The sequence below is a fragment of the uncultured Metabacillus sp. genome, assembly GCF_947503125.1.
Taxonomy (GTDB): domain Bacteria; phylum Bacillota; class Bacilli; order Bacillales; family Bacillaceae; genus Metabacillus.
The window spans coordinates 1-6,408 of record NZ_CANNCR010000113.1 but is presented as its reverse complement, the minus strand read 5'-3'; the positions used below and the strand labels follow the sequence as shown (position 1 = coordinate 6,408).

7 protein-coding genes and 2 pseudogenes are annotated in these 6,408 nt (G+C 39.0%); 7 read left to right on the top strand and 2 right to left on the bottom strand.

What is annotated here, in order from left to right; genetic code table 11:
* Positions 1-83: 83 nt before the first annotated feature.
* Positions 84-230, bottom strand: coding sequence for a hypothetical protein (locus Q1B07_RS26030; RefSeq protein WP_299095523.1), 147 nt, complete (start codon positions 228-230; stop codon positions 84-86).
* A 766-nt stretch (positions 231-996) separates the two neighbouring features.
* On the opposite strand from Q1B07_RS26030, the gene Q1B07_RS26025 reads away from it, so the two are divergent.
* From Q1B07_RS26025 to Q1B07_RS26005, 5 genes and pseudogenes are all read left to right on the top strand, one after another.
* A complete protein-coding gene (locus Q1B07_RS26025; protein ID WP_299095521.1) occupies positions 997-1,491 on the top strand; it encodes a CBO0543 family protein in 495 nt (164 codons plus the stop codon).
* A 262-nt stretch (positions 1,492-1,753) separates the two neighbouring features.
* Entirely contained in the window at positions 1,754-2,074 is a 321-nt protein-coding gene (locus Q1B07_RS26020) for a PadR family transcriptional regulator (protein WP_299095519.1), read from the top strand.
* A 71-nt stretch (positions 2,075-2,145) separates the two neighbouring features.
* Positions 2,146-2,487 (top strand): DUF1048 domain-containing protein, encoded by a 342-nt coding sequence (locus Q1B07_RS26015; protein ID WP_299095516.1) that lies wholly within the window; start codon positions 2,146-2,148, stop codon positions 2,485-2,487.
* Positions 2,488-2,758: 271 nt separating this feature from the next.
* On the top strand, positions 2,759-3,520 hold the full coding sequence (locus Q1B07_RS26010) for an ATP-binding cassette domain-containing protein (protein WP_299095513.1): 762 nt from the start codon (positions 2,759-2,761) through the stop codon (positions 3,518-3,520).
* Positions 3,521-4,095 (top strand): annotated as a pseudogene (locus Q1B07_RS26005) (ABC transporter permease); the annotation flags it as partial. It lies immediately after the preceding gene.
* Here the strand turns inward: Q1B07_RS26005 and Q1B07_RS26000 are convergent.
* A pseudogene (locus Q1B07_RS26000) lies at positions 4,094-4,297 on the bottom strand (winged helix-turn-helix domain-containing protein); the annotation flags it as partial. The pseudogenes Q1B07_RS26005 and Q1B07_RS26000 overlap by 2 nt on opposite strands.
* A 160-nt stretch (positions 4,298-4,457) precedes the next feature.
* On the opposite strand from Q1B07_RS26000, the gene Q1B07_RS25995 reads away from it, so the two are divergent.
* Positions 4,458-5,360, top strand: a complete 903-nt coding sequence (locus Q1B07_RS25995) for a DMT family transporter (RefSeq protein ID WP_299095510.1) — start codon at positions 4,458-4,460, stop codon at positions 5,358-5,360.
* 123 nt (positions 5,361-5,483) lie between these two features.
* Positions 5,484-6,101, top strand: coding sequence for an FMN-binding negative transcriptional regulator (locus Q1B07_RS25990; RefSeq protein WP_299095507.1), 618 nt, complete (start codon positions 5,484-5,486; stop codon positions 6,099-6,101).
* Positions 6,102-6,408: the final 307 nt, after the last annotated feature.

Sequence of the window (6,408 nt, the reverse complement as noted above, 5' to 3'; positions counted from 1 at the left end):
TTAAATAGTAACAAGAAAGCTGATTAGATAGGCGATATTAGCCTATATTAGAAAATCTGTGAATAATTCAGGATAAAGTATATCTACACTAGGGTAGCCTTTTCCAGCTTCAATTCCACTATCGTCGCTTGTGTACAAATTCCTTCTGCTAATTGAGACTGAGATAGATTATTTACTTTTCTTAGTCTTTTAATTTCCATACCAAGTGCTTTCGTATTCAACTCAATCATAATCTCACCAAAATATAAAAAATTTTATAATTTTTTAGTATATCTAACAATGATTACGTTTTGAAGTAGTTTCTTAAAGGAAATTAGCTCTTATCAAAAATGCAGCAAAATCTTAAAAATTTTAGGATTAAGTAAATCATGCAGGTAAGGGTGGATACTAAATGAAAATTTTATTAAAAGGCATTCTAATCATAGGGTTCATACTAGCTCAATTTGGCTTTATCGCAAATGATACAGAGTCAAACACTGTTCATGCAGAGGGGTTACCTTTTGAACATTAAACGATCTTCCAACATGTCGAAATATAGATAGAAAGGCTATTTTTTATAGATTACGTAAATATAAATCATATTATACAAAGCACTATACAAACTTTATGGTCAATCGACTAGGCGAATTCTAACATGGTGGACAACTTCTTTTATGGTAGAAACTGTCCTAGTCTTGAAAGGTTCTGATGAAAATTGTCTCCAGGGGATAGGGTCAAATACAACGGTAAAATTTATATAATCATACACATCTATCATTCAGGTTTTATCGAAATAAATGAAACTTCAAGTTTTAATGTTGAGTTAGTCAAAGCTTCAGATGTGGAGCTTTTGAATTCATAATTACTTCAGCTAATCAAAGGCTTCCTAGCAAACTATAAGGAAATATGTTAAATATTATGGATGTTCGATCAAGGATACATTTATAAAAAATTATCGCCATGATACATCTTATTTTCATAAGTATTAAAATTCAATTATACCAAGGAGAAGATTAGATGCACTTAATTCTGGTCATCATGGTCATAATTTTTTCCTTATTAAAAGGTGATTGGAGAAAATGGGAGACATACTATCCTACAATGTTATACGTAGCTTTAGCTACTTTTTTATATGAGTTTATTTCACATAGCCATTTCCATTTGTGGGAACTTGAAGAAAATGATTATTTAAATGTAATGAATGTCCATTTTCTACATAATTTGATTATTAATCCATTGATATCCTTTGTTTATTTATCTAACTATCCAAATAAAATGGTGAATCAAATTACATACACACTTAAGTGGATTTTAACTTTTTTATTATTAGAGTGGTTAGGCGAATACTTTGGACTATTAACCTATCATAATGGCTGGCATTTTGGGTGGTCTTTTCTGTTTGTCATCATTATGTTTCCAATGATAAGACTTCATCATGTGCATAAGCTTTACGCATTATTACTCTCTGTATTTTTTGTTGTGTTTTTCCTTGTTTTTTTCGATTATGTATAGGATTAACAGTTGGGCGCGATTCGACAAAAAGAATTGTGCTCTTTTATTACAGCTATCAGGCGCATTTCTCGTAAGAATGCGTTAGTGAGATTGCAAAAACATTTTTATGAAAGATAGTTGACACCCCTACTACTCGGTGTTACAATGTACATGTAATAAGTAATACTGAATAGCGATATTCCCAAAAGCTATTCAGTATAAATTTTCCTCAGTACTAAGTTATACTGAATATAAGTCAGACAATATAGAGGAGGCACTGAATATGGAAAATTTAACTGAAATGCTGAAGGGTTCGCTGGAAGGCTGCGTGTTGGAAATCATCAGCCGCCATGAAACCTATGGCTATGAGATTACCCGCCGCCTGAACGAGCTTGGGTTTACCGAAGTCGTGGAAGGGACGGTCTACACCATCCTCGTGCGATTAGAAAAGAAAAAACTGGTGAACGTAGAAAAGAAACCGTCAGATATGGGGCCGCCCCGCAAGTTTTACTCACTTAATGAGGCTGGCCGCCAGGAACTTGAATTGTTTTGGAAAAAATGGGATTTTGTATCATCAAAAATCAATGTCTTAAAGTCAATCTAGCTTCATAAGATATTCCGTCTGATATTTTTTGAGTGTCTTGTTCAGCTTTATAAAAAAGGAGGAAAAATAACATGATGGAAATGTTCAAAAAAATGATTGGTGATAAAAAAGAATATAAGATGATGATGGCACGGGTTGAAGCCCTTCCAGAGGACTACCAGTTTGTATTTAAGAAAATTCAAAACTACATGTGGAATTTCTCAGCGGGCAACGGGATGGATATGCTTCACATGCAGTATGAATTAATCGAGTTGTTCGAAGCCGGGGCGGCGGAAGGCAGACAAGTGCTGGAAATCACTGGAGATGACGTGGCGTCCTTTGCCGACGAACTAGTGGCAAACGCTAAAACCTATGTCGCCAAGTATCGTGAAGATCTGAATCAGAGTATCATGAAGCGATTGGGAAAAAAATAAATTCAATAGATCATACCGACTGAATAGCTGGTTACAAATGTGAATTGCATCCTTCGTTATTCAGTTATTTTTCAACCTGGTACTAAGTTATACAGATTATCAGTCAGACTAAATAGCAGAGTATAGACATTCTAGCTCCGCAAGGCGCTCAACCGGATAATTATTCCACTTTGTCTGAACGTGAGCAACCTGCTCGCTTATCAGACAAAGCTCCGTGATTTCCGGATCTAGCAAACGGCCTTGCTGCGCTTTTTATAAGGAGGAAAAAAGTATGAATAATGCAGCGATTTCTGTAAAAGGGTTAAAAAAATCCTTTAAAGACAAGGAAGTCTTAAAGGGGGTGGATTTTGAGGTGCGTCGTGGCGAAATTTTCGCACTGCTCGGCTCAAATGGAGCGGGCAAGACGACGACGGTCAACATCCTCTCGACGCTGATGAAGCCCGATGGCGGTGAAGCAGGTATTTGCGGCTTTGACGTCCAGCGTCAACCGGATCATGTTCGCCAGAGCATCAGCCTGACAGGGCAGTTCGCAGCTTTAGATGGCATGCTCACCGGGCGGGAAAACCTGATGATGATCGCCAAGTTGCGGGGAGTTTCCAATCCCGCGCAAGTCGCCGACAATCTGCTTGCAAGATTCAGCCTGACCGATGCGGCCAACCGCCGAGCAGACAAATATTCCGGCGGGATGAAGCGCCGGCTTGACATCGCCATGAGCCTGATTGGGACGCCAGCAGTCATTTTTCTCGACGAACCGACGACAGGGCTTGACCCCGAAGCGCGGATTGAAGTCTGGGATACCGTCAAGGAGCTTGCCGGCGGCGGCACGACCATCTTGCTGACGACCCAGTACCTGGAGGAAGCCGAACAACTGGCAGACCGTATTGCCATCCTGCATGGCGGAACAATCATTACGACTGGTACCCTTACCGAACTCAAAGAGATGTTCCCGCCAGCGAAAGTGGAGTACATCGAAAAGCAGCCGACATTGGAGGAAATTTTCCTCGCGATCATCGGCAAAAAGGAGGAGATGTAAATGAAAAGCAAAACAGGGGTATTACTAGGGCGTTTAATGTACAACATCATGCGCAGCCCGGATACGATTATCACGGTGGCGATTACGCCAATTATGATGATGCTGCTGTTTGTCTACGTATTTGGCGGCGCCATAGAGACAGGAACGGACAACTACGTCAATTATTTATTGCCGGGAATCTTGCTGAGTCTATCGCATCCGGCGTCGCTTACACTTCACTGCGGCTGTTTACGGATATAAAGAGCGGGCTGATGGCACGTTTCATTACCATGCCTATCAAGCGCTCGTCAGTATTGTGGGCTCACGTGTTGACCTCGCTTGTTTCCAATGCGCTTACTGTCATGGTGGTTATCCTCGTCGCGCTTTTGATGGGCTTCCGTTCCAGCGCTGATATCCTTGATTGGCTCGCGGTAACTGGGATACTCGGACTGTTTACGCTGGCGCTGACATGGCTGGCGGTCATTCCCGGATTGACAGCGAAGTCTATGGAAGGGGCGACAGCCTACTCGTACCCGCTGATTTTCCTGCCATTTATCAGTTCGGCCTTTGTTCCAACCGAAACCATGCCTAAAATACAACGAAGAAGCCACTTTTAGGAACAGAATAAATTAAGTGCTCTTTTTCAAGTTCTTCGTATGCTTTAATGACCGTATTTTTGCTGCAAGAAAAATACTCAGATAACTGTCGAACAGAAGGGAGCTTACTACCTGCATCAAGCGATCCATCTGCAAGCTGTAGCTTAATTTCTTCCATTACCTTGATATATTTTGAGCTCATCAATAAATCCCTCTTAACTGTACCCGTACAGATGGGTAAAAAAATGATTTATAATATTCCGTGTACCCTATATTGTTTTAATTATATATCAGAACTGTACTTTAGAAAGGCGAAAATGGTACAGATATGATACAAAATTAAACGACAGGGGTAGGATAAGATGCAAAAAGAAACCAGCGAGAAATTTGGATTATTATTGGGATTAGTAGGTGTCATTTGTTTTAGCTTAACGCTTCCTTCTACAAGTATTGCCGTCGAGTATTTTGGAACCACGGTCGTCGGTTTAGGAAGAACAGTTGTTGCCGCTATTTTAGTAGCTTTGGTATTGATTATTCGAAAAGAAAAACGTCCATCTCCCCAACAATTCAAAAGTCTCCTTATTGTTGCTGTTGGGGCAGTTTTAGGATTTCCGCTCCTTACTACTTGGGCAATGGAATCCTTGCCTGTTTCTCATGGTGCTGTGGAATTGGCCTTGTTACCATTAGCAACCGCCGGATTTGCTATGTTAAGAGCCAGTGAAATCCCTTCTCTCAAATTCTGGATTTCAAGTATCATCGGCTGTTTAGCTGTTATCATGTATGCACTTCACCTTGGATTCGGTCAATTGCAATTTGCCGATTTAGCATTATTGGCAGCAATGTTTATCCTTGGACTTAGTTACGCTGAAGGTGGTAGGTTAGCGAAAGAATTAGGCAGCTGGCAAGTGATTGCTTGGGCAATTATAATCGGTGCTCCATTTTTCATTATTCCAGTTGGGCTAAACCTTACAACAGAAATGCTCCATGCCCCATTACAAGCCTGGATTAGTTTTATTTATCTTGCAGTGGTTAGTCAATTTCTAGCATATGTTGCTTGGTATAGTGGAATGGCTATTGGCGGTATCGCAAGAGTTAGTCAGATACAATACTTACAACCATTTTTAATGATTCTTTTTGCGACCATATTTCTAGATGAATCCATCACATTATTCACTCTTGTCACAGCAGTGATTGTTCTCTTTTCCGTTATAATAGGCAAAAATGCTCCGGTAACGAAAAAAAGATCTGTACCATTGAAAAACTAACTGCATGTTCAATTGAGATTGCTATATCATTTTATATGAACAGGAAAGAAAAGAAAAAGAGGTTCGTAGCCTTATAAAAGCGATAAATTTACTAATAAGAAAGATGCTGAGAGGAGAAAAAGTATGTATATTCCCGCACATTTTAACATGAAAGATGAAACATTTGCATTCGATATTATAAAGGAACATAGTTTTGCGACGCTTATTTCGCAACATAATGGAATGCCTTTTGCGACTCATTTACCGTTAATTTTGAACAAGGGTCATTCATCCTTATATGGACATTTTGCTCGCCCTAATCCACAGTGGAAAGAAATCAAAAATCAAACAGTCTTAGCTATTTTTCATGGACCACATTGTTATATCTCCCCATCTTGGTATGAGACAAAAAAGGCAGTTCCAACATGGAATTATGTGACCGTTCATGTTTACGGAGAAGTCGAACTAGTAGAGGACGAAGATGAGTTAATGAGCTCCTTACAAGATATGGTTTTGAAGTACGAAGCATCTGACAGTTCATACCGTTTGCAAGATATAGATGCTGAGTTTCTCACAGGTATGAATAAAGGAATACAAGGATTCAAAATAAACATTAACAAAATAGAAGGGAAAGCAAAGTTAAGCCAAAACCATCCATTACAGAGACAAGAGTTAATTATTAATCAACTGGAACAAAGCTCAAATACAGATGAGCAGCAGATTTCATTATTAATGAAAGCAAACCTAAAAAAAGATCGTTGACGTTTAACATTACTCTTCCACTATTAGGTAGTTTAAAAAAGTCTCGAAGGAAAGAAAAATACTGAAACTTACGTTGCCATACATGAATAAGGATGTATGGCTTTTCCAATTGAAGCAAAGAGCACCGTTTCTATATTGAAGATATTATTTGGTAAAAATTCCATCATTGTTAAGTTATTGTTAATAAATTATAATTTTCTAGAATTATAGAAAATTGTAAAAAGAGGAGAAAAGTCTGAAATGAATACTCTGGGCACCCAGTTAAAAAATGGGCATAGCAAAACAAGCCATCGATCGATGACTCAAC

Coding starts and splice junctions, on each gene's coding strand:
- Q1B07_RS25990 (WP_299095507.1), top strand. CDS start 5,484: ATGTATATTCCCGCACATTTTAACATGAAAGATGAAACATTTGCATTC.
- Q1B07_RS25995 (WP_299095510.1), top strand. CDS start 4,458: ATGCAAAAAGAAACCAGCGAGAAATTTGGATTATTATTGGGATTAGTA.
- Q1B07_RS26015 (WP_299095516.1), top strand. CDS start 2,146: ATGATGGAAATGTTCAAAAAAATGATTGGTGATAAAAAAGAATATAAG.
- Q1B07_RS26030 (WP_299095523.1), bottom strand. CDS start 230: ATGATTGAGTTGAATACGAAAGCACTTGGTATGGAAATTAAAAGACTA.
- Q1B07_RS26025 (WP_299095521.1), top strand. CDS start 997: ATGCACTTAATTCTGGTCATCATGGTCATAATTTTTTCCTTATTAAAA.
- Q1B07_RS26010 (WP_299095513.1), top strand. CDS start 2,759: ATGAATAATGCAGCGATTTCTGTAAAAGGGTTAAAAAAATCCTTTAAA.
- Q1B07_RS26020 (WP_299095519.1), top strand. CDS start 1,754: ATGGAAAATTTAACTGAAATGCTGAAGGGTTCGCTGGAAGGCTGCGTG.